23 protein-coding genes are annotated in these 23,621 nt (G+C 51.5%); 11 read left to right on the top strand and 12 right to left on the bottom strand.

Going from position 1 to position 23,621, the window contains the following annotated elements:
- Nucleotides 1-3 precede the first annotated feature (3 nt).
- The 7 genes from KIS77_05005 to KIS77_04975 form a co-directional block, all read right to left on the bottom strand.
- Complete coding sequence (locus KIS77_05005) at nucleotides 4-723, bottom strand: hypothetical protein (protein ID MCW5921680.1); 720 nt, start codon at nucleotides 721-723, stop codon at nucleotides 4-6.
- Nucleotides 723-2,561 (bottom strand): hypothetical protein, encoded by a 1,839-nt coding sequence (locus KIS77_05000; protein MCW5921679.1) that lies wholly within the window; start codon nucleotides 2,559-2,561, stop codon nucleotides 723-725. Before KIS77_05000 ends, KIS77_05005 begins: the two co-directional genes overlap by 1 nt.
- The gene (locus KIS77_04995) at nucleotides 2,536-3,165 is read right to left on the bottom strand and encodes a hypothetical protein (GenBank protein MCW5921678.1); all 630 of its coding nucleotides are present in this window, start codon (nucleotides 3,163-3,165) and stop codon (nucleotides 2,536-2,538) included. The genes KIS77_05000 and KIS77_04995 overlap by 26 nt, the downstream gene beginning before the upstream one ends.
- A gap of 57 nt (nucleotides 3,166-3,222) precedes the next feature.
- Nucleotides 3,223-3,870 carry a hypothetical protein gene (locus KIS77_04990; protein ID MCW5921677.1) on the bottom strand — a complete coding sequence of 216 codons (648 nt, stop codon included), beginning with the start codon at nucleotides 3,868-3,870 and terminating at the stop codon, nucleotides 3,223-3,225.
- Nucleotides 3,821-4,366, bottom strand: a complete 546-nt coding sequence (locus KIS77_04985) for a hypothetical protein (GenBank protein MCW5921676.1) — start codon at nucleotides 4,364-4,366, stop codon at nucleotides 3,821-3,823. The genes KIS77_04990 and KIS77_04985 overlap by 50 nt, the downstream gene beginning before the upstream one ends.
- A 302-nt stretch (nucleotides 4,367-4,668) precedes the next feature.
- The gene (locus KIS77_04980; GenBank protein ID MCW5921675.1) at nucleotides 4,669-5,580 is read right to left on the bottom strand and encodes an IS3 family transposase; all 912 of its coding nucleotides are present in this window, start codon (nucleotides 5,578-5,580) and stop codon (nucleotides 4,669-4,671) included.
- Complete coding sequence (locus tag KIS77_04975) at nucleotides 5,577-5,927, bottom strand: transposase (protein MCW5921674.1); 351 nt, start codon at nucleotides 5,925-5,927, stop codon at nucleotides 5,577-5,579. The genes KIS77_04980 and KIS77_04975 overlap by 4 nt, the downstream gene beginning before the upstream one ends.
- Before the next feature lie 361 nt (nucleotides 5,928-6,288).
- Here KIS77_04975 and KIS77_04970 point away from each other — a divergent pair, with 361 nt between their 5' ends.
- Genes KIS77_04970 through KIS77_04955 form a run of 4 tightly spaced genes read left to right on the top strand, consistent with a single transcriptional unit; the run spans nucleotide 6,289 to nucleotide 8,593 of the window.
- Complete coding sequence (locus KIS77_04970; GenBank protein MCW5921673.1) at nucleotides 6,289-6,810, top strand: RNA polymerase sigma factor; 522 nt, start codon at nucleotides 6,289-6,291, stop codon at nucleotides 6,808-6,810.
- Nucleotides 6,811-6,849: 39 nt separating this feature from the next.
- Nucleotides 6,850-7,467, top strand: coding sequence for a hypothetical protein (locus KIS77_04965; GenBank protein ID MCW5921672.1), 618 nt, complete (start codon nucleotides 6,850-6,852; stop codon nucleotides 7,465-7,467).
- Nucleotides 7,468-7,514: 47 nt separating this feature from the next.
- A complete protein-coding gene (locus KIS77_04960; protein MCW5921671.1) occupies nucleotides 7,515-8,063 on the top strand; it encodes a DUF4252 domain-containing protein in 549 nt (182 codons plus the stop codon).
- Nucleotides 8,064-8,071: 8 nt separating this feature from the next.
- A complete protein-coding gene (locus KIS77_04955) occupies nucleotides 8,072-8,593 on the top strand; it encodes a DUF4252 domain-containing protein (GenBank protein ID MCW5921670.1) in 522 nt (173 codons plus the stop codon).
- A gap of 233 nt (nucleotides 8,594-8,826) precedes the next feature.
- Here KIS77_04955 and KIS77_04950 read toward each other — a convergent pair whose 3' ends face one another.
- Nucleotides 8,827-9,423 carry a TraR/DksA family transcriptional regulator gene (locus KIS77_04950; GenBank protein ID MCW5921669.1) on the bottom strand — a complete coding sequence of 199 codons (597 nt, stop codon included), beginning with the start codon at nucleotides 9,421-9,423 and terminating at the stop codon, nucleotides 8,827-8,829.
- A 266-nt stretch (nucleotides 9,424-9,689) separates the two neighbouring features.
- On the opposite strand from KIS77_04950, the gene KIS77_04945 reads away from it, so the two are divergent.
- Nucleotides 9,690-12,077 carry a transketolase gene (locus KIS77_04945; GenBank protein ID MCW5921668.1) on the top strand — a complete coding sequence of 796 codons (2,388 nt, stop codon included), beginning with the start codon at nucleotides 9,690-9,692 and terminating at the stop codon, nucleotides 12,075-12,077.
- Nucleotides 12,078-12,314: 237 nt separating this feature from the next.
- Entirely contained in the window at nucleotides 12,315-13,796 is a 1,482-nt protein-coding gene (locus KIS77_04940; GenBank protein ID MCW5921667.1) for a DUF1501 domain-containing protein, read from the top strand.
- Between the two features lie 156 nt (nucleotides 13,797-13,952).
- Here KIS77_04940 and KIS77_04935 read toward each other — a convergent pair whose 3' ends face one another.
- Entirely contained in the window at nucleotides 13,953-14,474 is a 522-nt protein-coding gene (locus tag KIS77_04935; protein ID MCW5921666.1) for a DinB family protein, read from the bottom strand.
- Nucleotides 14,475-15,044: 570 nt separating this feature from the next.
- On the opposite strand from KIS77_04935, the gene KIS77_04930 reads away from it, so the two are divergent.
- From KIS77_04930 to KIS77_04920, 3 genes are all read left to right on the top strand, one after another.
- Entirely contained in the window at nucleotides 15,045-15,329 is a 285-nt protein-coding gene (locus KIS77_04930; GenBank protein ID MCW5921665.1) for a hypothetical protein, read from the top strand.
- A 137-nt stretch (nucleotides 15,330-15,466) separates the two neighbouring features.
- Nucleotides 15,467-15,976: a hypothetical protein gene (locus KIS77_04925; GenBank protein MCW5921664.1), complete on the top strand. Its 510-nt coding sequence runs from the start codon at nucleotides 15,467-15,469 to the stop codon at nucleotides 15,974-15,976.
- 171 nt (nucleotides 15,977-16,147) lie between these two features.
- Nucleotides 16,148-16,315, top strand: a complete 168-nt coding sequence (locus tag KIS77_04920; protein ID MCW5921663.1) for a hypothetical protein — start codon at nucleotides 16,148-16,150, stop codon at nucleotides 16,313-16,315.
- 196 nt (nucleotides 16,316-16,511) lie between these two features.
- On the opposite strand, the gene KIS77_04915 is transcribed toward KIS77_04920, so the two are convergent.
- The 3 genes from KIS77_04915 to KIS77_04905 all read right to left on the bottom strand — a co-directional run bounded on the left by KIS77_04915 (nucleotide 16,512) and on the right by KIS77_04905 (nucleotide 21,878).
- Nucleotides 16,512-19,661, bottom strand: coding sequence for a hypothetical protein (locus KIS77_04915; protein ID MCW5921662.1), 3,150 nt, complete (start codon nucleotides 19,659-19,661; stop codon nucleotides 16,512-16,514).
- Between the two features lie 214 nt (nucleotides 19,662-19,875).
- Entirely contained in the window at nucleotides 19,876-20,601 is a 726-nt protein-coding gene (locus KIS77_04910; protein ID MCW5921661.1) for a hypothetical protein, read from the bottom strand.
- A 161-nt stretch (nucleotides 20,602-20,762) separates the two neighbouring features.
- Nucleotides 20,763-21,878, bottom strand: a complete 1,116-nt coding sequence (locus tag KIS77_04905) for a M50 family metallopeptidase (protein ID MCW5921660.1) — start codon at nucleotides 21,876-21,878, stop codon at nucleotides 20,763-20,765.
- A gap of 256 nt (nucleotides 21,879-22,134) precedes the next feature.
- On the opposite strand from KIS77_04905, the gene KIS77_04900 reads away from it, so the two are divergent.
- Nucleotides 22,135-23,010, top strand: a complete 876-nt coding sequence (locus KIS77_04900; GenBank protein ID MCW5921659.1) for a TIM barrel protein — start codon at nucleotides 22,135-22,137, stop codon at nucleotides 23,008-23,010.
- A gap of 147 nt (nucleotides 23,011-23,157) precedes the next feature.
- Nucleotides 23,158-23,523 (top strand): four helix bundle protein, encoded by a 366-nt coding sequence (locus tag KIS77_04895; GenBank protein MCW5921658.1) that lies wholly within the window; start codon nucleotides 23,158-23,160, stop codon nucleotides 23,521-23,523.
- Nucleotides 23,524-23,621: the final 98 nt, after the last annotated feature.

The following is a 23,621-nucleotide window of genomic DNA, read 5'->3' as shown; positions in this document are numbered from 1 at the left end:
TCTTTATTTTTCCCAAATTTCTCCCTGCCATAACAATTTGTTTCTACCTTTAACATAAATCAACTCCTGATTGTAGGGCTCAAACTCAAAAAAACATCTGTCAAAATTTGGAAGCATAATAGTGAGGTAGTTATACTTTTCTGTATCTATGTACTCATCAAGAATCTTAAACATTATTCTGCTTTTGTATAGTATGGTTCCTGATACATTAGCATTTAAACTAAAGATGATTTTATTAACATTCGTTTTCCTATCCCACAGATGCCTAGATTTAGGGACAGATATATGGGTGCTTTCTGTTGTTACTGATTTGACATTGTTATAGTTGAATCCAAAAGTCAGACTGACAGGATGAAAATCTGTTGGAAAAACCACTTGGATGTACAGGCTGTCTTGTGAAAATCTATTCTCCTTTCTCAATTGATAATCAAACCCTATTTGCTTTGTATAATGATCTTCGCTTGTGATCTCTATTATATTGTTGGCAGCGACAACCGACCATCTACCCTTTGAGGCATATTCACACTGCTCTACAACCGGAGTGAACTTAATATCTGGTTTATACAGAATATAAGTGCCGTCTGCATTGAGTTCCAACTTTTCAGTTCCTTCCTTTAGTTTATATGAGCCTGCAAGGTAAACAGATTCAATATCCCTTTTCCTTTGCGTTATACAGCAAGCCAGATGGCAAGCAGCCAATATCAAAAAAAACGACTTTCTCATTACTTCTTGTCTTTTAGATTTTCATAAATTGCGGTTCCATCAGCCGATTTGATCTTCATCAGAGATGTGGGATTGATATCGCTTAGAGAACTTGCACCGGCTGGATATGAACCGTCATAAGAGTATTGAACTTGGTACGCATTAACCTCGTTGTTTCTCGCTTCCTCTAACGTAGTAGCGGCATTTATCAGTTGACCATTTTTATTGAATTTAAGGCCTCCTGCCTCAATAGACTGGCCGACGTGTCTAATTTCGTGCAGGTGCAGACCTGTACTGCTTCCCTCAATTTGTATAACGCCTTTATCATTCTTAATAACTCCATGGGTGCCATCACTCTTACTCGGACCTGTCAGATTAAAGGTTTCTGATGCCTTACTAATTGCTTCAATATCAGAAAGTGATTGATTTAAAAGTTCTGTCTTTTGGTTATTCTCTGCTAATTGACCTTCAAGTTTAGCCAACTTTTTATCGCTCAAACTACCTTTATTTATCTTGGCCTGAATTTTTATACTGTTCTTCTCTATCTTTTCTAATCGTTTATTTACAGACTTAGTCAGCCTTTCAGCTTGCTTAGGATTCTCCCAAATCATTCCCGTTGGGTCAACATACTTAATCGGGTTATTGGCTGTAAAGGTATATGGAGAGATCCCAACCTGTTTCGGATGGTCGCCCAACGGATCCACACTCCACCACCGTCCCAGCGCAGCATCGTACCACCTCGCCCCGTAATCGGACAAATTCAACCCCAAATCATCGTTCAATTCCTTGCCGTTATACTTGTACTTGTTCACCGTCACCGCTGCCGTGCCGATGCCTTCCATCAGCATCCCGAAGGGATAGTAGTGCATTTCTTCGAGGAAAGTCACCGCCGTCCCGTTGGCGCGGAAGTTCACCCGTGCGTTGCCTAAATGGTCTTTGAGGGTGTACTCGTAGTGGAAGGCTGATGCGCCATTGGGCGTGCAGCGCCCTTCGGCGTGGTAGATGGCGTCCAGGTTCGCGCCAAGATACTCGATGCCGGTGATATAGTTGCGCGTTTCGGCTGGACTTATTTTGGTGAGTTTTTCCCCGTCGGCGGTGTAGGTCAGGGTGATGTAGGAGTCAGCGGAGTTGTTGATGGAGTTGGGGAGGTTGAGGTGGTTGTAGTTGAAGGTGAGGTCTTTGTGTTTGTCGAGTGTCAGGTTGCCGTTCAGGTCGTAAGTGTAGTGCGGCGAGGTGGCCGAGGCGTTGTATTTGAAGCCTTTGGTTGCGCTGGCGGCGTCTACTACTCTTGTCAACCTGTCGGGACGAGCGACATCATCGAAGTAGTAGGTCAGGTTGTCAATAGTGCCGAAGGTGGCGGTGCCGCTGACAAGCCCTTGTCGGTTGTAGGATTTGATGTTGCCGTTGAGGTCGTAGGTGATACCCGATTCGTTGTAGCGGGCGGGGTCGGTCCAGGCGCTGCCGCTCCAGGTGCGGTGAGCAGCGGCGGTGAGGCGGTTGGCGCCATCGTAAGAGAAGCGGTAGAGTTGGCGCGTACCACATGTGCCATTGATATGGGTGTTCCATTGCATGGTGGCGATGTTGCCGTTGTACTGCTCCGTGCCGCCGTTGGCGTTGGTCTCGTAGGTGAGTTGCATACGGAACATATCCACGAGGTTGTCGCCGCTTTGGGCGCTGCAAGTGGCGATGTCGTTGATGCCCGTAAGCCATCCCCTTATATTATAGGTGTAGTCGAGGGATTGCAGGTAGTTGAAGTTGGAGGCAAGGGTCACCGCCGAGGTGCCGTCGTAGTTGGAGGCGTGGAGGCGTTTATCGGCGAGGCGGTTGAGTTCGTCATAAACCGGGGCGGAGGTGACCACCCAGTTGTTGGAGTTGATTTTGTGGCGGGTGAAGCGTGGGTGGCTGGTGTGTCGGGTGTTTTTTGGAGCGCCACACGCGAGTGCGCTTGGTCAAAAGACACAAGCGCGGCGGCAGGGGAGACCAAGCAAGGCGGAAGACCAAGCGAGGCGGAAAGATGTAGTTGGGCAGGTTGAGGTGGTTGTAACTGAAGGAGAGGTCTTTGTGCTTGTCGAGCGTCAAGTTGCCGTTGAGGTCGTAGGAGTAATGGGGCGAAGTGGCCGAAGTGTTGTACTTGAAACCCTTGGTCGAACTGGCGGCATCTACTACTCTTGTCAATCTGTCAGGACGCGCCACATCGTCGAAGTGGTAGGCCAACTGGTCTATGTTGCCGAAAGTGGAAGTGCCGGAGGTCAGGCCGCGCCGGGTGTAAGATTTGATGTTGCCGTTGAGGTCATAAGTAATCCCCGATTCGGTGTAATTGTTCGTGAATGTCCACGAACCGCTGCTGTTGGTGTAGTGGTCGGCGGCGAGCATGCGGTTGGCGGCATCGGTTGTTAAGGCCGGGCAAAAGCCCGAAGGATATTCTGTCACGATGCCGTAGCATCGTGCCAGCAGGGGAGCCATAGCATCGCGCCAGCGTTTCGGTCTTTATTTTGGACAACTTCGCGCTAGCAAGGGGTACTACTTTCTAAAAGATTTGTAAGAATTAGGCAAGGGCAAACAATCAAACCAATTTGAACGAATGACTACTTTTTTATTGTTTTCCCCAGTATATGTATAGTATAATCTTATTCGTTCGCTCTTTTCGACAGGGTAAAGCACTTCAATAGGCAAAGTATTTCGAGATAATTTTGCCCTGCTATTGTTTAAAAATACTGTATCAGGTTTAATGTCAGCAGGATAGCCTCCAACCATTTTTCCTGAATGTGGGCCTGTAGTTGGATAAAATGCTAAATTGTGAAGGGTATTAAAATTTCCATCTGAGTCTTCGAAGATTAAAGCCTCATAGGGACAAGTTGACATGGATAATAGTACCGTTTTGTCTATTTTCTCACTTTTTATGCCCTTGGTAAGAATACAAGGTTCTTGAAAATAAAGCATTTTCCAATCAAAAACAATGGTCTTTTTTTGAGTGCCCCAAAATTCAATATTCAGATAGATTAAGGATGAATCGATGTTTGCATAAGAAGGACTTGCGTAAAACTTTACGTTTTCGCTGACGGGCAAAGTGCGACATCCGACTGTCCAAATAAACAATGAGCCAATAATAAGCAATAGTTTATTGGCCGCGAAGGCGCTTGATTCTATTTTGATACGTTTGAATATCATGATTGACACCTGTAGAGAATGGAGTTTCAGACAGTTTATCAAAAGAGATATGCCCTTTTTGATAATTGTAAGCATCTATTTCGTTTTGATTATACCAGATAGAATAACCTGTCATGTTATTAAAGGTAAATCCATTTGGATTTTGCAAGGCATACAATATATGCTGAAGCTCATGGACAGATGTATTCCAAAACTGATAAAAAGCAAATCGCCCAACATATACGGATGATTCTCTACTATATCCAACATAGCCTTGCGTGAAGGGAACAACAGAAATTGTCCCATCTTGATTTGCTGTTGGTACCCCCCAAATTCCTACCCTCATTGCTACTAAAGCTGGGGCGTCTGGTGCTGCATGTGTAATAGCTGTGGTCGGGACTCCTTCTTGGCACGCAAAAGCGGTAAAGCAACGATGAAAAACTTCAGGAGTCGAGACCCATCGCCCCCCTGATATTACTGTAATATAGTCTATTCCTTTTGATTTGACATCTTTCATAGACTTAAGTTTCGGCCCTGTATAATTTGGGAAAAAATACACATTCCCATCAAGTGAGCCATCGTCATATATAACTTTACCCTCGTCATTAAACCCTACTCCTCCTCCGCCCAAACTGCTGATATATTCTTCCTGAGCAGCTTTCCTTATGCGTTCCCATCTCTTTTCTCTTTCCTGCTCTCTCTCCCTATTCTTCTGAGAAAATTCTTCTGACCCGTCCTAAAAAAAGTTTACAGATACATGAATCACTGTCATCATGTATTTTTTCTTTTTTGCTTCTTTTTTCTTTTTGTTGGCAAATGTTAGTTTGTGGAAAAACCCAACTTGGTTTCCTCTGTCTGATTGGAAGTCCGGTAGTAGTTTTTCCAACGTTTTTTCAGTTTTTCGCTCATGCTGTGCGCTACGTTTGGGGTCAACATATCGATGCTCAGGTGCGGGCGTTCGTCGTTGTAAATGTGGATGATTTGTGGAATGATCTTGCGCATGGTGGACTTGTCCATTTTGCCCATGTCATATAGCCACTCATCCTTCAGAATCCCGTTGACACGCTCTGCGATGGCGTTCTCCAGCGGGTCCCCGTTTTCCGTCATGCTGATCAGGATGTTGTGCTTGTTCAGCAGTTTCACATACTTGTCAGAACAATACTGCACGCCGCGGTCCGAGTGATGGATCAAGCCGGAGCAGTCCTCTTTCATCGTTTTGAGGGCCATTTTCAGTGCCTCTACTGCATTGTCCGCATCCAGATTGTCCGCAAGTGCAAAGCCCAGTATCTTTTTGGAGCACGCATCTGTTATCAAAAACAGGTACAGATAGCCTTCCTCGGTCTCCAAATACGTGATGTCGCTTACCCAAAGCCGGTTGGGGCGCATGGCCTCAAAGTGCCGGATCAGGTTGGGGTATTTCCGCAACCAATGGCTGCTGTTGGTGGTTCTTGTCCCGTTCCGGCGCCGCCTTACCAGCAGCCCATTGTCCCGAAGCATGTCAAAAAGCGCATCGCGGCCTATCTCGATCCCTCTTTCTTCCAACTTCACCAGGAGTTTCCGACAGCCTATCCGAGGTTGCCGTTTGCGGATGCTGCGAACCTGGCTCAGGACAAGGTGCTCCTCCAGCGCCCGTTCATATATGACCTGTTGCCTTTGGTAAAAGGCTTGGCGACTCTTGTCAAACAACCCACACAAGTGCCCCAGCGGTACTTGTGGATGCAGGTCCTTCATTTTTTGGGCTGTTTGACACCAAACTTTTTTTCGATCGGGATGTCAAACTCCTCCTCCGCTATCTTGACCATCAATTCATAAGCCTCTCTGCGAAGGCGCTCATCCGCCAACTCCCGTCGCAATAGGGCCAACTCGGCCTTTAGTTCGGCCACTTCTTCGCTGTCTTTTCTTTTTGTTGACATGGGTACGAGTTCTTCCGTTGCAAATTTATCAATCCACCTGGATATCGTCATACTTCCGCCTATCCGGTATTTCCGACGATAGTACTCCAGGCTCTCTTCGCCTGACAAAACCTCGTTTACTACCCGCTTTTTGAATTGATCCGAGTAATGGTTTGCTTTTTTCATCTTTGTCCTGTTTTTAGTTTACTTTTTGTGTAAACCTATTTTAGGACAAGTCAGGCAGGAATGAAAAATCAAATTATTGACGACGTATGGCGCTTAATAACTCTGGGCCGTATCGAAAATGGAGAGAAAGGGATGTGCCGCCGTAGGTTAACCTCTGGCAATTGAAATGAAAAGGCGGGCAGCCACAAGCATCCAGAAAGAATTTCATCGGTCGAAGTGTTGATTCGTTTAACAAATTATGACATCCAAATATCGTGTAGCGAAGGTAAAATGCACTCAGAATATTTCTCACACTTTTTTCTACCCACCTGTAACATAATTTTTCCCTTTGCGTCTTGCTTCCATAAGCGCAGCAATCTGGATGACTCAGGCAATTTTCCAACAACATATATTCCCTATCCGCGACAAGCTCTTCCGATTTGCGTTGCGCATCACAGGTAGCGTGCATGAGGCGGAGGATGTGGTGCAGGAAGTGATGGAAAAAATCTGGAAATCCTCAGAAGAGCAGTCTGGCAGCGTACAAAACTGGGAGGCTTGGTGCATGACTTTGACGCGCAATCGCTCGCTCGACAAAGCCCGAAGTCAGAACCTGCGCCGCACCACACCTCTCGACGGCGTGGCCGAACGCTCCAACGGAACAACCAATCAGGCCCACACTATCGAAAACCGTGACCTGGCCGACCAAGTAAAACAAATGATGCAGGCGTTGCCGGAAAAACAGCGCCTCGTGATGCACCTGCGCGACATTGAAGAATTGACGTACGACGAAATCGCGGAAGTGCTCAACATCAGCCTCGACCAAGTGAAAGTCAATTTGCACCGTGCCCGTAAATCTGTCCGCGAACAATTGCTCGCAACGCTCAACCACATAACCATACCCTAACCACACCCAACCAAGTCGAACTATTCAACTTAACGCGACATGAAAGACTTCAACGACATTCAAACCTTGCTCGACCGCTATTGGGAGGGCGAAACCACGCTGGAAGAAGAGCGCGAGTTGAAGGCTTATTTTGCTTCCGGCCATGTAGATGAGCAATTCCAAACGATTGCCCCGCTTTTTCAGGCATTCCGGGAAGAGCAAAACGTACGGTACGGGAAAACGCCAGTAGTGGCACTTCGCCCCGCCATGCTCTCTTGGCAACGCATGGCAGCAGCGGCCTCGGTGGTGTTGGCTTTGAGCGCCGGTTTGTGGTGGCAGTTGCGCGACGTAGCCTATGTGCAGCAGCCAATCACGCAAGAAACACCAGCCATCTCCTCGCCAGCCCCAGCAGCGGAAACGCCACTTGTCGAAGCCCCACAGATAGCGCAAACGCTCGTGGCAAAAGAAAATCCGGGAGCGATAAAGAAATCAAATCCCAAGCGCAAAAAAGCAAGCGACACCCCAACCCTCGACCCTGAGACGGAGCAAGCGATGGAGGAAATTATCGCCGCGTTGGCACTCGTATCTTCCAAAATCAAAAAAGGGAAACAAGAAGCCGCCAAAGGCACCATATATCTTGACAATGTGGAAAAGGTCTTCAAGAAAAAAGAAGGATAGCCCTTTGTCGCACTGTCGCCATCTCATCGCAACTAAAACATTAAGTCATGAATAAGTCCATTTTGCTTCTGCCCCTCTTCTTGTTTGGGGCCATTTTCAAAATCGCGGCACAGAACGATGCCATCACCCGTTTTTTTGACAAATACTACGAAGACGAGCGTTTCACGGTAGTCTATGTCAGTCCCAAGATGTTCCAGTTGGTTTCCAAAATAGAAACTGACGACGAAGAGTGGAACAAGGTGCGCGAAATCGTGAAAGACCTCGGTGGCTTGCGCGTGCTTGTTGCAGATAGTATTGAGGACGGCCTCTCCTTTTACAAGGACGCGCTCAGCAAAGTGCCCGCCAACGAGTATGAAGAATTGCTCACCGTCCGTGACGGCAAGGAAAACGTCCGCATCTGGGTCAAGGACAAAGGCAACATCATCGAAGAGTTGTTGCTCCTTGTGGGAGCGCCGGACGAATTTGTCCTCTTGAGTTTCACGGGAAAAATTGACCTCGACAAAATCTCTGAACTCTCCAAGACCCTCGATATTGACGGTGCCGAACATTTGGAAAAGGTAAAGTCCAAAACCGCTAAAAAAACAACCAACAACTAAGGCTAACCATGAAAGCAATTACCATGCTATGCCTGTTTTTCAGCGGCTTAGCCGTTCAGGCGCAGGACTACGGCCTGTATTGGAAGTATAAGGATTATGACGGCATTGCCTTCACCGTCCCCTCCGCTTTGATAGACATCGGTTCGTGGTTTGTGGACGAAAAAACCGACCGAGTCTTGTTGCGCAAAATCAACAAAGTGCGCATTCTCTATTTCGAGGACGGCAGCCCCGTGAGAGTGCGTGATATGCAAAAGTTCGACCGCAAGGCGAAGCGTAAGCATCTTGAAGACATGGTCTATGTGCGGGAAGGGAAAACGCGCGTGCGGGTGTTGGCAAAAGAACGGCGCAGTGTCGTGCGGAAAGTCGTGGTGTTGGTGCAGTCGCCCGAAGAATTTGCGCTCGTCAGCGTGAAAGGGCGCTTGCGGCTCGACGACATCAATCGCGTCATCGAAAAATACGGCAAGGAAAAAAAGAAAGACGGCAAACAGATTGTGCCGCCAGCCGTGAAGGTACCCGTGTATCGAATTTGAGCTTCCCGTCAAGCTATATCCGAAGTTCGAATTTCGACAGGATTGAAATGATTCACAGTTTTTTCCCAAAAAATAAAAGGCGCTAAACCTGTCAATCATTTCAATCCTGTCAATCCTGTCGAAATTTGAACTTGTGAGACGGCCTCTTTCTTGAAGAAGAGCGGGTTAAATATTTTTGGGTCATCGTCCAAATCCCCGATTCACCCCTCCAACACCCTCCCAATATCGCTCCTTCACGATTCGTCGTCGTCGTCGAATTTGCGACGGTCGTAGCTGGCATCTTCCAGCGTTTCGTTGTCAATTTCCCAATCTTCGTTGGTGTTGCGAGGCGGAACCTTTCCGCTGGGCAAACGCACCTTGTCCCCGATTGGCTTGCCCGATGGGCGTTCGGCTTCGTCGGAGGTGTTGAAAGCATCGGAACCCGACTCGCCCGACAAGTTTTCGCGGTGTCCCGCATTGGCGATGTTCTTGCCGTCCACGCTTTTCGTGGCGTGCGGCACAAGGCGGAGGCGCTCCTTGTCAATCAAGTTGCCGGTCACGGTGCAGATTCCATAGGTCTTGTTTTGAATGCGCAACAAGGCATTTTTCAAATCCTGGACGTGTCGCTGCTGACGTGTGAGCATTCGTTGCAGCATTTCCAAATCAGTGTGGGCTGTCGAGTCGTCGTACCAGTCGCCGCCTTGCTGGTTGAATCCGTTTTCGTTCAAGTCGTCAATTTGCCGTTGCGTCGTGTTCAGCTCCTCTTGGGCGAGGGCCAGTTTCTGCTCAACCAGCGTCTTGAATTCCTGAAGCTCCTCGTCGCTGTACCGTACTTTGAGTTCTTGTGACATAAGTGGAGGTCATTTTTATATGAGAGGAATGAAGCAGGGTTTCTTTCGGGGGGCAAAATTAGGGCAAAAAAAACTCTGGCAATCAAGGGGTTTCAAAAATTTAATACGCGACATGAGAATTATTTTCAAAAAATCCTTTTTCGGCACTCGTTGTTGATTTTGAAAATCAGGCGCTTAAAAACAACTGTCGCACGCGTGTCAAAACCTGAAAGCGGGAAAAATGACGTAGCTTTGCGCCAACGAAATGCTTAACCAAACAGACAAGAATGGCCGCAACCATCACTACGCCGCGTCGCAAAAAACAGCCCGCCCAACTCACCGAAGCCTATCGCAAGGAAGTGCTGAACGATTTCAAAATTTGCTGCTTGAGCCGCGAAGCCAGCGTCATCGCCCGCAAGGAAGTGCTCACCGGAAAAGCAAACTTTGGCATCATCGGCGACGGAAAAGAAGTCGCGCAAGTCGCCATGGCCAAAGCATGGCGAAAAGGGGATTTCCGCTCCGGCTATTACCGCGACCAAACACTTATGCTGGCATTGGGTTTAATGAATCTCGACGAATTTTTTGCCCAACTCTATGGCGACCCCTACAATGACCCCTTTTCGGGTGGCCGCCAAATGAATTGCCATTTTGCAACACCCTTCGTGGATGGCGAAGGCAATTTTCTCGATTTGAAAAACCGCTACAACATCTCCTCCGATGTCGCGCCGACGGGCGGCCAAATGGCGCGCGGATTAGGGCTTGCTTTTGCCTCCAAAAAATTCCGCGAGCTGCCCAACCTCTGCGGCGACCTTTCCGACAAGGGCAACGAAGTCACTTTTGTTACCATCGGCGATGCCTCCACTTCTGAAGGCCCTTTTTGGGAAACCATCAATGCGGCAGGGGTGATGCAGGTGCCGCTCGCCGTTTCCGTGTGGGACGACGGCTACGGCATCTCGGTGCCAAAGAAATATCAAACCACCAAAGAAAGCATTTCAGAGATACTTGAAGGGTTTCGACCCGACGGCAAAAAAGATAGCACAGGCCTCGATATCTACACCGGCAAGGCTTGGGACTATCCGGGTCTTTGTCAGCTCTACCGCGACGCGGTGGACAAAATGCGCGTCACCCACCGCCCAGCTCTTTTTCACATTCAAGAGGTAACGCAACAACTCGGCCACTCTACCTCTGGCGACCATCGCCGCTACAAAAGCCCCGAACGCTTGGCGTGGGAAGAAGAATTCGACTGCAACCGCCGCATGGCCGAATGGATGCTCGCCAACGGCATCGCCACACCCGAAGAAGTGGAACACATCAAGGCGGAAGCCAAGCGCGAAGCCACCGAGGCTGCTCAACGCGCCTATCGTGCCTATCACGACAAAGTGGCAGACTTGAAAAAAGAATTGACCTCGCTCTTGCAAAAACTGCCTGCCGAACCCTCGGTGTCCGCGCTGCTCAAAGAACTGGAACAAAGACGCGACCCCTTGCGCTACGAACTGCTCGAAATAGCGCGTCGCGCCCTGCTGTCAGCGCCTGATAAAAACAGCGCCGAAGCAACAGACTTGCGGTCGTTCATCCATGCCGAGCGGGTGGAAGGCGATATGATTTACTCGCACAACCTGCTCAGCGAGTCGCCCAAGTCGCCGCTCGAAGTGCCCGTGGAGCCTGCTGTCTATTCCGGCGAGTCGCCGCTCAAAGACGGCTACGAAGTGCTCAACGCCTGTTTTGACAAGAATTTTGAAACACATCCCGAACTCATTGTATTTGGCGAAGATGTCGGCCACATTGGCGACGTGAATCAGGGCATGCGCGGGATGCAGCAGAAATATGGTGAGGAGCGTGTGTTCGACACAGGCATCCGCGAGTGGACCATCATGGGGCAAGCCATCGGCCTCGCCATGCGCGGCCTGCGCCCCATCGCCGAAATCCAGTACCTTGACTATCTGCTCTATGGCTTGCCACCGCTTTCCGACGACCTCTGCACGCTCAGGTGGCGCTCCAACAATATGCAAATCGCACCAGCCATCATCCGCACTCGGGGGCACCGACTGGTCGGCGTGTGGCACGCAGGCTCGCCGCTCGGCATGATGCTTGGCTCCCTGCGCGGTATGCACATCTGTGTGCCGCGCAACATGACGCAAGCAGCCGGAATGTACAACACCCTGCTGCGGGGCGACGACCCGGCCATCGTGGTGGAAGTGCTCAATGCCTATCGCTTCAAGGAACGCCTGCCCGACAACATCGGCACCTTCACCGTGCCGCTTGGTGTGCCGGAAATCCTGCGCACCGGCGATGCCCTCACGCTTATCACCTACGGGGCTTGCGTGCGGGTGGCAGAAAAGGCTTGCGACTTGCTGGCGCAGCAGGGCATCTCCGTCGAACTCATTGACGTGCAGACTTTGTTGCCTTTCGATTTGCAGCATACTTGTGTGGAAAGTTTGAAAAAAACCAACCGCGTGCTCTTTCTCGACGAGGATTTTGAAGGTGGCGCATCCGCGTTCATGCTTCAGCAGGTGTTGGAACAACAAGGCGGCTATCGTTGGCTCGATGCCAAACCCGCCACACTCGTCGCCAAGCCGCACCGCCCAGCCTACGGTCAGGATGGCGACTATCACTCCAAGCCACAAGTGGAGGATGTGGTGGAGACGGTGATGCGCATCGTGCGGGAAGACTGGTAAGGCGGATGGCTTTTTGCGGCATAAATTTGCCAACCTTTTGTTGAGGAAATTGCATAGTATTATAGTCAACGCAAATCAGCCCCCTCCGCTTCACTTGGCCGGGCAGGCCCCCTGAGTATAGGGTCTGACAAGGTGGCTTTGAACAAACGGCGCTCGCAATCCTTTGAAAATCATACAAATCAATCAAGGGCATCCTAAAATCCTCTTTAATCTGGGTATAGTTACTAAGTTTGCCACATGGCAAATCCTTCTGTCACAGACTTTGAGGCACTTCAAGCCACGCGACGGCTGTTCTTGAAACAATGCGCGTTCGGACTTGGCTCTTTGGCCTTGGGCCAATTGCTCGGTGGCTGCGGGCCATCGGGTGGGGGAGAGGAGACCATCGCTTTCAACCCGGCCAACCCACTTGCCCCCCGCCCACCGCATTTTCCGGGAAAAGCCAAATCGGTGATTTATCTGCACATGGCAGGCGCTCCCTCCCAACTCGAATTGTTCGACTACAAGCCTGCCTTGGCAAAATTGGACGGGCAAGATTGTCCACAATCATTCCTCGAAGGCAAACGTTTCGCCTTTATTCGGGGGGTGCCGAAGATGTTGGGTCCCCAAGCAAAATTTCAACAACACGGACAATCGGGTGCATGGATTTCCGACTACTTGCCACACCTTTCCACCGTTGCCGACGAACTTGCCTTTTTAAAAGCCGTCCAAACCGACCAGTTCAACCATGCGCCCGCCCAACTGTTGATGCACACGGGCAGCCCGCGCCTCGGCAGGCCAAGTATGGGGGCTTGGGTCACTTATGGCTTGGGGTCTGAAAATGCCAATTTGCCCGGCTTCGTGGTGCTGACTTCAGGTGGCAAAGACCCTGATGCCGGCAAAAGCGTGTGGGGCAGCGGCTTTTTGCCTTCCGTTTATCAAGGGGTCCAATGCCGCTCGGTGGGCGACCCGGTGCTGTTCCTGAAAGACCCGGAGGGTATAGACCGCGCCTTGCGTAAAGCCTCTATCGAGGCCATCAACAAGGTGAACCAAGAGACCTACCACGAGTACGGCGACCCCGAAATCCTCTCGCGCGTCGCGCAATATGAGATGGCCTACAAAATGCAAATCACGGCACCTGAGGTGATGAATATCGAAAACGAGCCAATCTACATCCATGATATGTATGGAACCAAGCCGGGCAAGGCGTGTTTCGCCAACAACGTGCTGCTGGCGCGAAAATTAGTGGAGAAAGGTGTCCGATTCGTGCAACTCTACGACTGGGGCTGGGATACACATGGCTCCGACGCATATCTCTCCATTGATATCGGTTTGGTCAACAAATGCCGCGAAACGGACAAGGCCATCACCGCGCTGATACTCGACCTGAAACAACGCGGCCTGCTCGACGAAACGCTCATCGTGTGGGGAGGAGAATTTGGCCGGACACCCATGATGGAAAACCGCAACGGCGTGACCATGCCCTACAAGGGGCGCGACCACCACACCGATGCTTTCACGATATGGATGGCAGGCGGTGGTGTCAAAGCAGGTGTGTCACATGGAGAGACCGACGAGGTGGGCTACAACGCCGTGAAAGACAAGGTTTCGGTTTATGATATTCAGGCCACCATTTTGCACCAATTAGGCTTTGACCACGAAAAATTCACTTACCCATTTCAAGGCCGCCCCTTCCGACTGACTGACGTGGAAGGGCAAGTGATAGAGGCTGTGGTGGGGTGAATAGCACACTACTGGCAATTTTCAAATTTGCCACGAAGTCAAAAAGACGCAACGCAAAATATGCATTGATTTGCCGCATTTTGTGCCTTTGCGTCTTTGCAGCACAAAAACAATGTTCAGTAGTGTGGGTGAATAGGTATGGTGTGTGGGCATTGTTTATTGAAGTATCCTCAAAAATGCCGTCCAAGGCCCGACTTCTTCTTTGTACTGCTTGGCCATGATTCTTGCGATTTGTGATACATGGTTGAGGTCATGCACGACCCAAGTGGACAGCAACTGAGCAAGTGTCACCTCGCCAAATGTGGGGTGAATGCCGGTTTTTTGCAGGTCGGCATCCGAGATGTTTAGGCGGCGTAGTTCCGCCAGGCTCTCTTTTCGCGCATCACGAAATTCCTCCAACAGCGTCTGAATGTTTTTGCCCTTGCTAGTTTCATACTGCGCAAAGCGGTCGAACGGTTCAAAAGTCTTGTCGGCCCGGTCCGAGAGGATGAGCGTCGCCCTCGGTATCCAGTCCGTTTTTTCTCCGTGGAGTAGGTGGCCGACCACATCAAACACCGACCAGGTGTCCGGTCCTTCGTTTTGATAGGTCCAATCCTCAGAAATTTGATGGAGCATGGTGTGTAGCGCATCGGGAGTTCTTTCGAGGATTTCCAGCGCTTGTGTTGTGGAAAATGTCATGGCTGTAATTAGTGATGTTGTATTTGGACCTTTGGCATGCCTTACTCCGCCAAGTTTTGAGCATGATTAAAAACGCAATCTGTTCAAAGCCAAAAACATCAATCATGGTGAAATGACAAATCTTGGCGAATCAAGATATATATTAAGCGGGCGTCTGCGTTGGCTGCCGCGCATAGACGCAGGTAGCGTTTGAGGCAAAGATAAGAAGTACGGTGTATGGCTGGGAGTGAGCGAAAAAAGTAGAGGCGTATGTGATACCTACATTGAGTTTTCTTGCTGCTGTTGCCTTGCCATGCTTAGCACACTACCTTTATCACAACAAAATATGCGGGAGTTTGAGTATTGCCGCACCGCACCCAAAACAGAGGAAATACGCCCACGCTTGCCGAAAAGTGGTAAAAGAAGTGGGCACATCAAAAACTTCTCACAATGAAACAATCATATTCTCAAGCCTAGGAGATGGTACGGTTTCTTCACGACCCGTTCAAACTCCTGTCAATCTAGCTTTTTGCGTTATTTTTGACCGTCACAACCTCTGACGCGCAGCAAGCATCCCAAAGGTTAAAGCCAGTGCCCCAAAATGTCTTAAACCTCAAAGAGCACAAAGAATTCTTCCAAAGCGCTAAACCGTTTTCAAGCGTTGTGGACGTGGACGGCATGGAAGCCTCTTTGCGCGAGCAGAGTCAGGCAGTCGGTTTTCAGCCCGATTTGGCAGTGCTGGCTAAAACACAGCGAGAAAAACCAGATTTTCTAAGTATTCGGCTGCCGGAGACCTCCTCCGAAGCAATTGAACTTCACTTGTACCGTATGGCTACCTTTTGTGGCAACAGTTACCTAGGATGGGGAAGAAATTGATCTATTCCCATTCAATCATGATTACAGGGGGACGACGAATTATAGATTATTGGCAACCGCTGAAGGAAATTATTTGACATCGTATATTTACTGTCCGGAGCCGGGTTGCAACGGTTACAATACCACAGGGGGGGCTGATGCTCATGAACCCCTACGGAGGGGTCATTTGGCGCAAGGAACTGTCGACAGTATTTGCGCCTTACACCTGCAACGTTGAGCAGATTGGCGCAGACGATTACATCTATCAGTGGTATCACACGCAGTACCTCAGCCCTCAATGGGAGATACATCCGCCCGGGCTGTATTATATGAATGCACAGGGAATAGTGTATGACTCTCTGATTTTCCATAACCAGACGGGCAAGGACGTGCTTTACACCCATGCTATCTGGGATAAAGGCATAGTGGGTTGTGGCTTCCAGACGCTCAACAAGACCAACCCGAATTCTGCGACCTGGATTCGCTCGGGCTGGATATTCCGGGTGGATGAGCACAAGCAATTGCTCTGGGAGCGCAATTATGCCGACACGACAAATTCCGGGTTTGTGCATGGGATTTATCACATCAAAAAAACAGGAGATGGCGGCTACATCGCCTGTGGCGACATCACTAATCGCATGACGGGGGTGATTGAGACACACGCCTAGCTGTTGAAGCTGGATTCTCTGGGCTGTCTGACGCCCGGCTGCGGGGAGGTTAACATCATTACGGGCGTGGAATCGGCGGTCTTCGCGCAGGAGGCGGAAATCCGCTGTGCCCCCAACCCTGCATCGGTTGAGACCTACGTCACCCTGCCCGCCGACCTTCCCGAACGGGATGTGATAGTCGTACTGCTCTCGCCGGAGGGCAAGCCGCTGTACCGGCAGGCCTACGCGCATCCGGGCATCCGCATACCCTTACACGGCGCGAGCAGCGGGATGCACTATGTGGCGGCGTATCGGCAGGGGCGGCTGCTGGGGGTGGCGAAGTTGGTGGTGCAGCGGTAGAAAGAAGCCCTACAGACAAAGCTGGAAGGGAACTCAGAGAGGTCGTTCTTCATACCTTGATTTGTCAAAATTTGTCAGACGACTATGATTTTCGTTGCTTTGAACAGATTGCGGTTTTTATCACGCTCAAAACTTGGCGGCACGAGGTATAAGTCCCTCGCCCCTTTGTGCCTCTTTGGAAAAATTTAGTATAGCTTTACCACCGCCCCTTCCGCAACCGCTCTTCCAAATTCCCCGCACCTTCCGGCTTCGCCCCCGTCTCATGCCCCCGCTCGAATGCCGCTCGGTCGAGTAGCGGGATGGGTGCTTGCTTGGCCTTTTGCAAGGCGGCGTTCAGCGCGGCCAAGTCTTTGCCGAAATAACCGTCGGCCTGAGCGCTGGCTTGTTGGAGCTCGCCGCGCACAACCTGCATTTTGTCGAGCACAGACTGCGTAGGCAGTTCGTCGGAGATTTCCGTGAACACATACAGCCGCCCAAGGCGGGCGCGGAGCTGCTGTTCACCGGTGATGCCTTTGGATTCGATGGTCTCGGTGAGTGTTTTGCGGAATGCTTCGAGGTCGGCGCTAAAGCGGTCGAGTTTGGTTTTCAGGGCCTTGTCTTTCACCACGGCGGCGCGGCGGTCGGCGCTGTCTTTGGCGTTTTGCACCTGCGCCACCAGCAGGCCGAGGGTTTCCACCATGCCGAACAGTTCGTCGGACAGGGCGCGGCGCTTGGCGTAGTCAAGGTCGGGCTGCACGGGGTCGGGGATGAGCGTGAGGGTGCCCGTGTCGCTGTACTCGCCGACTGTGAGGCGTACAGTGTAGGTACCCGGCATGGCCATTTGGCCGAGGAAACCCGCGTACACCCCGAACTCGCCTTGCAGCAACAAGCCCTTGGCGGCCTTGGGCGGCGCGGTGCGCAGGTCCCAGCGCACCATGTTGATGCCTTTGCGCTTGGTGCCGGGCATGGAGGCCACTTTTTTGCCGGAGGGGTCGAAGATTTCAAGGGTCACGTCGCCCGTGTTTAGACGGTCTTTGAGGTAATACTGAATGACGGCGTTCTCCGTGGGGTTGGGGCCAGCGTAGGCATCCGTGTTAGGGAATGCCTGCCCGTAGTGGCCCGTGGTGACGGGCGTGGGCCGCGTGGGCAACAGGGCCACCGGGCGCTGGAGCAGGTCGGGCGTAAGGCGGCGGAAGGGGGAGATGTCGTCGAGAATGAAGATGCCGCGCCCGTGCGTGGCTACGACGAGGTCGTTGGTGCGGGGCTGGACGACAATGTCTCGCACGCCCACATATTCCGGGAAGTTGGACTTGTACAGTACCCAGTTTTGGCCTCCGTCGTTGCTGATGTACAGGCCGAACTCGGTGCCGAGGAACAGCAGGTCGGGGTTTTCCAAATCCTCGATGATGACGTGGGCGTAGCCTTGCAGCACGTCGTCGGTGCTGATGGACGACCAGGTGCGGCCGCCGTCGTCGGTGCGAGCAGCGTAGGTGCGCATATCGCCATAGGCGTGGCGGTCGAAGGTGGCATAGACGCGGTTGCGAGCGTGGCGGCTGGGGGTCACGCGGCTCACCCAAGTGCCGGGGGGCACGCCGGGGATGTTTTGGGAAATGAGGGTCCAAGTTTTTCCACCGTCGCGGGTGACCTGGATATTGCCGTCGTCGGTGCCCACGAAGATCAGGTTTTCGTCGAGCGGCGAGGGGCCAATGGAGTAGATGGTGCAGTGGTTTTCGGCAGAGGTGTTGTCCACGGTGAGGCCGCCGCTGGCGTACTGCTGCTGCTTGACGGTGTCGTTGGTGGTCAGGTCGGGCGAGATGCGCGTCCAAGAGTTGCCGCGGTCGGTGGTTTTGAACAGGAACTGGGCACCGCAGTAGAGCGTGCCGGGCTTGGCCGTGCTTTTCACCAAGGGCGTGTTCCAGTTCCAGCGGTACTTGGGGTCGCCCTGTTTTTCTTGGGGCTGGATGAACTTGTTCTGCCCGGTTTTTAGGTTGACGCGGTTGATGTTGCCGCCCTGGCTTTCGGCGTACACGATGTCGGTGTCGGTGTCGTCAGGCTGCACCCAGAAGCCGTCGCCGCCGTTGAGCGATTCCCAGTCGCGGTTTTCGATGCCGCCCTTGCTCTGGGAGGGGCCGCGCCACGAGCCGTTGTCTTGCAGGCCGCCATAGACGTTGTAGGGCGTTTGGTCGTCGGTGGCCACTTGGTAGTACTGCGACACGGGCAGGTTTTTCAGGTGCGTCCACGATACGCCGTGGTCGAGGCTCATGTACACGCCGCCGTCGGTGCCGAGGTAGAGGTGATTGGTGCTGTTGGGGTTGATCCAGAGGGCGTGGTGGTCGGCGTGCACCCAGCCGCTGGTGCGCCCGCCGTCGGAGAAAGAGTAGCCGCCGTCGGTGCTGATGGAGAGGGAGAAGGCGGGGCGATAGACGCGCTTGGGGTCTTTGGGGTCCACTACGAGCGTGCTGAAATAGAAGGGCCGGGCCGTCACGTTGGACGTGGCGCTCTGGTATTTCCACGATTCGCCGCCGTCGGCGGAAATGAGCAGGCTGGTGTTTTCGCTCTCGACGATGGCAAACACGTTGTCGGGCGCGCTGGGCGCCAAGGCCAAGGCGATGCGGCCAAATTCGCCGGTGGGCAGGCCGTTGGTGATTTTGCGCCAAGTTTTGCCGCCGTCGGTGCTCTTGTGCAGGGCACTGCCGGGGCCGCCCGACGCGAAGGAATAGGGCGTGCGACGCACCTGCCACATGGAGGCCAACAGCACGTCGGGGTTGCGCGGGTCTTGGAGGATGTCCGCGCAGCCGGTCTTTTCGTCGGTGTAGAGGATTTTCTCCCAAGTCTTGCCCCCGTCGGTGGTCTTGTAGAGGCCGCGGTCGGGGCTGTCGCTCCACAGGGGGCCGGGCACGGCCACATACACGGTGTTTGGCTCGGTGGGGTGGATGACGATTTTGGAAATATGCTCGCTTTTTTCGAGGCCCATGCGGTTCCAGTTGCGCCCGCCGTCGGTGCTCTTGTAAATGCCGAGACCGATGGACACGCTGTTGCGCATGTTGCTCTCGCCAGTGCCCACCCACACGGTGTTGGGCTTGACGGGGTCAATGGCCAAAGCGCCGATGGATTGCGGGTGCTTGTCGAACACCGGGTCGAAGGTCATGCCAGCGGTATTGGACTTCCACACGCCGCCGCCCGCCGTGCCGACGTACAGCACCTTGGGGTCGGTGGCCACGCCTTCGATGGCCGTGATGCGCCCGCTCATCACCGCTGGGCCAATGCTGCGTGCCTCGATGGCACCAAAGGTGGCGGAGGTGAGTTGGGTTTGGGCGTGTGCGTTGGAAAGGAGGGAAAGGGCAAAAAGGAGGAGGAAGTGCTTCATAGATGAAAATGTATGCTATTCAGGCGGTGGTTAGCAATCACCGCCTGAATATGTGCTTTAATATCTGATGCTCAAAAATTTCAACCCGTGATTTGCATCACTATTTATACCTCGCGTCGCCAAGTTTTGGGCATAGCTGCAATCGCAATCTGCTCAAAATCAGGGGTTTAAATCATGTTCATCTGACAAATCCTAGCGAATCAAGGTATAACAATCACTTCTTCGGCATTTCAAAAATCTTCTCGTCCACTGTTGGGTTGAGCGTGACTTTTGTCAGAGAAATAGTGGTGCTGCCCATCATTGGGTTGGCTTGTTGCATGGTATAGGGCATCGTGATGCCGTCCACAGCCTTGAAATTGGAATATATTGTGGCGGTTTCGACCTCTTGGCCATCCACGTTGTCCACCCGGACGTTTTTGATTTCGTAGTAGCTTTCCGGGTCGTAGAGGAGATACTCCAGTTTTCCTTCGCCCTTGTCCACCTTGATTTTGAGCGCCTCGGTGCCTTCCACGTCTTCTTTGCCGACATATTCCACCTTGTAGCCTTTCTCCTTATATCCAATGATAGTTCCGTCAATGTCGGTCTGGTCCATCATGTTTTTGACTTGGTCGGGGGTGAGCGGTTCGGCAGAGGTCTGGCCAGCAAAAGGATTGATGGTCCAGCCTTTGTCGCCGTTGACGACAGAAACTTGGTTCATGCCCATCACCGACACGTCCATGCGAGCTGCTTTGTCGCGGATGGCCGTCATGGAGTAGCTAATAGTCATTCCGGCGGCTGCTTCAGCAGCAATGGTGGCCTCCATTTTTATGGAGTTCACTTTACTCCAATTGTCGCCACCAATGGCTTTGATGTGTTTGGCAATGATGTCCTCGGCGCTTTGAGCAAAAGCAAAAGCGTTGAGCAAAAAAAGAGATGCTGCGAGAAAGAGCGATTTTTTCATGACAGAAATTTGATTTGAGTGAATATTATTCGTGAAGGTTTTCAAAATTGAATTGCAAAACAACGGGAAGCAAGAGCCGATGTTTAGAAAAATTCGATAAGCAGAAACAGGAAAACGATGCAAACCTCATTTGAGGGGCAAATGTCAAAACGTAGTCTGCATCAAGCCAATGTTTGCAATAGCTGTCGTTCAAGGAGCTCGCTGCCACTCAATACGGATTTTTTATCCAGCATTGCCAGTGCCTGTTGAGCCAATCGCTTTGCTTCGGCCAATTCTCCATTTACTTTTGACAGTGCGGACTTGATACGCAGCGCCGACACATCCTTCCTTCGGGCCAATTGCTTTTCGATTTTTTTCCAACAAGCATTTGCGCCTTCCGAGTCATTTTTCAAAAAAGCGGCAGCAAAACACACTTCTTTCAACAATTCGGCTTGAAAAATTGGAGGCATCTCGTCGGGCAAATCGCTCAATCGTTCGGCCACTTGCAAGGCTTGTTCTGGCTGATGAGTGGCCAAGTAGTGGGAGTAAGCGTAGAGGTCGGCGTAGATGGCGTAGTCCTTGTCTTGTCGCACGGTGTCAACATCGGTCATGTCGAGCGTCGCCAAGGATTTGCCCGAATGGGCGTGCGCTATCAGCGAGAGCATGGCTCGTTCTATCTCGGATGTTTGGCCTCCGGCGGTCAGGCGAAAATAACGCGCCCGATCCGTGAAAAACATTCCGGTTCGGCTTGGTACCGTGGTGGCCAGAAACAAAAAAAACGAGGTGATGGCGCTGACAAGGAAAAATACCGCGAGCCATCGCAGTCCAGCCGATTCGGCGCCCGTCAGGTGCCATCCAGCCCAAGCGCCCACTACCGTCAGCAGCAAGGAGCCTATTGGCCCCGCTACGACCAGCCGGGCAAAACGTCGGGTGAGGTCAGGTGTGTTCTCGACAGGCAGGGTCGCTGCCACACCGCCGAAGAGTTGTGGGTCGGTGTTGAAATACACGACCACACGCTCCGTTTCCGGGTCGCGGCGTATGCCCAAGAATCCAGCTACATAAAGATGAAATCGAAACCCCTGCCGCAGACCTGTGGCCAGATGCGCCATCTCGTGGAACGCCAGCGCAAACCACAACGCAAAAAACGCCGTGGCGATGGTCACGACCTTTTGAAACAGGTTGTCAGTAGGGGCGAAATGCCCCAAGTGCTTGCCCATCTTCATGCCGACATACCCCCCCAACGCGCCCAGCATTAAGCCAGCCAACATTTGTGTGAGATGCTTCTTCTTGATTTTCATATTTGCCAATTGTTTCCCTGTCAGTGTTCGCGGGATAATCGCAAATTACATAGGCATTGGATATTTTTTGTTTTTCACAAAACAAGCAACCGCTCAAACTTCCGCCGTTTTGCCACTTTTGGATACCATGTTTGACCGAGCATCTGTCCGGCGCAATCAAATTTTATTTTTTTTTGAAAAAAGGAAAAAATTTTCTCCGATAAGTTGACTTAGTTTGCCCCTCTGTTTTTCACTCATCGTTTTATCGCTCAAAAAAATGCCCACACGTCGCCGCGTACTCAAATCCATGCTCGCCGGAGCCGCCGCCCTGACAGCTTCGCCCGCGTTTTCTTTTACAAAAATATCTGAGAGCGAACGAACGATGGTGCGAAAAGGCAATATCCGCCATTCCGTCTGCCGATGGTGCTTCAACGACACGCCGCTCGACGAGCTCTGCATTTTCGCTAAACAAATCGGCATCACGGCCATTGACCTCGTGGGGCCGAAAGATTGGGACACGCTGAAAAAACACGGCCTCGACTCCTCCATGTGCAACGGCGCGGAAATCAACCTTGTGGACGGCTGGAACGACCCGAAATTCCACGACAAACTCGTGCAGAATTACTCAGAAATGATACCACTTGTGGCGAAGGCGGGCTATAAAAACCTGATTTGTTTTAGCGGCAATAAGCGCGGCATGGACGACGAGACGGGGCTGAAAAACTGCGTGATGGGGCTGAAAAAAATCATGTCGCTGGCGGAAAAACACGGCGTGGTGCTACAAATCGAAGTGTTCAACTCCAAAGTGAACCACCCCGACTACATGGCCGACAACACTCCCTGGACAGTGGAACTTTGCAAACGCCTCGGCTCCGAAAATTTCAAAATCCTGTGGGACATCTACCACATGCAAATCAACGAGGGCGACGTGATTCGCACGATTCAGAACAATCACCAGTACTTCGGCCACTACCACACCGCCGGGGTGCCGGGCCGTCACGAAATTGACGAAACGCAGGAACTTTACTACCCCGCCATCATGCGGGCCATTGCAGCTACGGGGTTCAAAGGCTATGTGGCGCAGGAGTTTATCCCGGTGGCAACGGATAAATTGGGTTCGCTGGCGAAGGCGATTGATATCTGTGATGTGTAGTTTGGTTGTTTGTTGTTCGTTGTTTGTTGTTCGTTGTTTGTTGTTTGTTGTTTGTTGTTTGTTGTTCGTTGGTGGTTGTTCGTTGGTGGTTGTTCGTTTTTGGTTGTTGGTTTGTAGAGTTGACCACGTTTTTGAAAAGGTTTTATTATGGCAAAACTTACTCACTTTGAAGAATTGGAAGCGTGGAAAGCCTGCCGTGAGGTCGTGCGATGGGTGAGGAAAATCGTCAAGGAAAATTTCCCGAAAGACTACGATTTGAAAGACAACATGAGCCGTGCTGCTCGCTCCACTACTCGAAATATTGCCGAAGGATTTGGAAGACATCATCACGGGGAGAATATTCAATTTGTGCGAATTTCACGAGGTTCGCTCTACGAAGTTTGGGACGATGCCATTTCAGCCAAAGAGGACGGCTATCTGACGTCAGAAGAATTTTCAGAAGGCGTGAAAAAAATTGAAACTGCTATCACCATTGTAAACGGCTACATTCGTTATTTGAGTTCTTTGCTCTAAAAATCAACTTTTAAACTCTACTCTACCAACCACCACCCACCAACAAACAACCACCAACGAACAACCACCAACGAACAACCACCAACGAACAACCACCA

This window comes from Saprospiraceae bacterium (genome assembly GCA_026129545.1).
In the GTDB taxonomy this organism is placed as follows: Bacteria; Bacteroidota; Bacteroidia; order Chitinophagales; family Saprospiraceae; genus M3007.
This window is presented reverse-complemented; position numbering and strand designations above follow the sequence as displayed.